The 2552-nt window shown below is 49.8% G+C and carries 1 protein-coding gene; it reads right to left on the reverse strand.

Translation table 11 applies throughout. The features are described 5' to 3' along the window. Nucleotides 1-75 precede the first annotated feature (75 nt). Nucleotides 76-1065 carry an XdhC family protein gene (locus ACZM8Y_RS18020; RefSeq protein WP_479860089.1) on the reverse strand — a complete coding sequence of 330 codons (990 nt, stop codon included), beginning with the start codon at nt 1063-1065 and terminating at the stop codon, nt 76-78. Nucleotides 1066-2552 lie beyond the last annotated feature (1487 nt).

The following is a 2552-nucleotide window of genomic DNA, read 5'->3' on the forward strand; positions in this document are numbered from 1 at the left end:
GGGTTTGGGAGGGGCGGGGAAACCTTTCTCCAGAAAGGTTTCCCCGCCCCTCCCAATCTTCCCTTCCCCTCTTCCCTACACCAGCCCCCTGCGGGCGGCGATGAGCTCGGCTACGATGGAGACGGCGATTTCCTCAGGAGTCTCGGCACCGATTTCGAGCCCGATGGGGCTGTGGACGCGTCCGAAATCGCCTTCGGAGAAGCCCTCCGAGCGCAGAAAACTGTAGATGCCGTCACGCTTGCGCTTGCTCCCGATCATGCCGACATAGTGGGCTGTCGTGTGCATGGCTTGGGAGAGGCATTCCCTGTCGTGGCTGTGCCCTCGTGTGGCGATGACGATATAGTGTTCCGGCCCGATGCCGCAGGTTTCGGCAAGCCCCCTAAATTCAGGCAGGACGTGGACGGCGCGGGCAAAGGGAAAACGCGCCGGGGAAGCATATTCCTCGCGGTCGTCAACGGCAATGACCTCAAAACCGACTTCATGGGCCAGCCTGCCTGTGGCAAGGGAAACATGCCCGCCGCCGCAGAGTACGACGACGCCTTGATGGATCAGCGGCTCGACATAGACGCGCCTGCCGTCAAGATCGATGCAGGCCGCGCTGTTGCTCCTGACCTGCGCCAGAACGGGCGGGGGCAGGGCGGAGGCGTCCGTGTGGAAGCTGCGCTGAGGCGAGGCGGGGTTGGTAATGTCCACAAGCCAGACCCCGAAGGCGGCCCGGCTGCGGCACTCCGCCGCTTGGCGGAAGGCCGGAAGCTGTTCGGGCGTGAGCCGCTCCACGAGAATATCCACGATGCCGCCGCAGATCATATCGGCATCCGGCGTGAACCCGGTCATGTCGAAATGCATCAGGTGGGCGGCTCCCGTTTTACGGACAGGGAGACATGCCGCCAGCACGTCGGATTCGACCTGCCCGCCGCCGATGGTTCCAAGCACGGACAAATCCCGCGTGACCAGCATCTGCGCTCCCGCGTGGCGCGGGGCGGAACCGGATCGCTCAATGATCGTGGCGAGGGCTAGAAACTCTCCCTGTTCAAGATGCTGAGCAATGTCGTTTTCCAGCTTCATGCAAACCGCCTCACAGTGGAAATTCATTTCCGCAAGTTTCCTAGGGCGTGTCGTCAATTAGATATAATTTATTGAAGCTATTTAACTATTTTTCGAGTTGTAAAAATATTTTTTAATAATTTCAAATGATTACATATATAAAGACAATACAGCCTAGAGAATCTTGCGGATCAATATATGTTTTACGGTGCATGATGCTACACGCTCTTGCCGGGCGGATCAAGGCGAAGCGTGATTTGGCGGAATGTACTCTGTAAGGAAGGAGCAAGCTGCCCCCTCAATGTGATTGCTTTCGGAAACAGGAGAAACGATACACCCTGCCATACAATATGATTGATATATTGGATGATTGATATATTGGATGGTTGATATATTGGGCTCCGTTATGGGGTGTAATTGTTTTTGTCTCGACAATGTCTCAACAACATATTGAAGACACAGCTTTTTTATCCTATTCCTTGGGCTGTCTTCATAACTGAGCAATTTTGGGGGCTGCACCATAGAAAACGGTTGATGCTTTTTTCCTTGAAATTCCAAAGAAATAACCAATAAAAAGCCCCAATCATGGAGCCCATCAGAGGAATAATTGGAGAAAAATATATATTTTCAGTAGGCTCTTTATAGTATGTGGTTGTTTCTCATCTCCACAGTGTGGTGGAAAATACAGCCTTTTTTCCGGTTTTCCCCTTGGCGGGAGCTAGGGCTAGGGCATTTTTCTGGTTATCCCTTTGGAACTTCAAGAAAAAAACATCAATCGCTTCCTGTGACACAGCCCTTGGAATCCAAGGAATAAAACATGGCCCCGTCATAGTGTGTGGTTGTTTCATCTTCACAGTACGGTGAAAATAGAGCCTTTTTATCCCGTTTTCCTTTTAGCGGAAGGCTGTGTCATAGAAAACGGTTGATGCTTTATTTCCTTGAAATTCCAAAGAAATAACCAATGAAATCCCCCAATACAGAGCCCACCAGCGGAAAATTTGAAAATATTATATATTTTCAGTATATTACTGAAACAAAAACAACCATATACTATGACAGAGCCTAGCGGAATCCATGCCTAAGGTATTTTGTCGGTTATTCCTTTGGAATTTTAAGGAAAAAAGCACTAGGCCGCGTCATTATTTTATATAATTATTTGAAACTATTAAATAGTCTTTTATGGATTTAAATAGTTCAATAATTTCAAATAGTATAGCCAATTGTCGACACAGCCTAACTGTTTTTTATGACACAGCCTAAAACATCAGCCGGTTATAACGGCAGAGCCAAACGATATGTTCCCACATGGAAAGAAAACCGTTTGGCCCGCACAGCTGACAACAGGGATTCGATAAGCACGAAAGTCTTTGAAGGGGAAGGGGGAGAGGTTTGGAGAGGGGGAAGGGGGAACTTTCTCCAGAAAGTTTCCCCTTCCCCCTCTCCAATCCAATATCCTCTTCTCCCTTTCTCTCCAACCCCGCTTTCTCTAACCCCGCATGGCGAAGTTG

It is taken from the genome of Bilophila sp. (assembly GCF_057864385.1).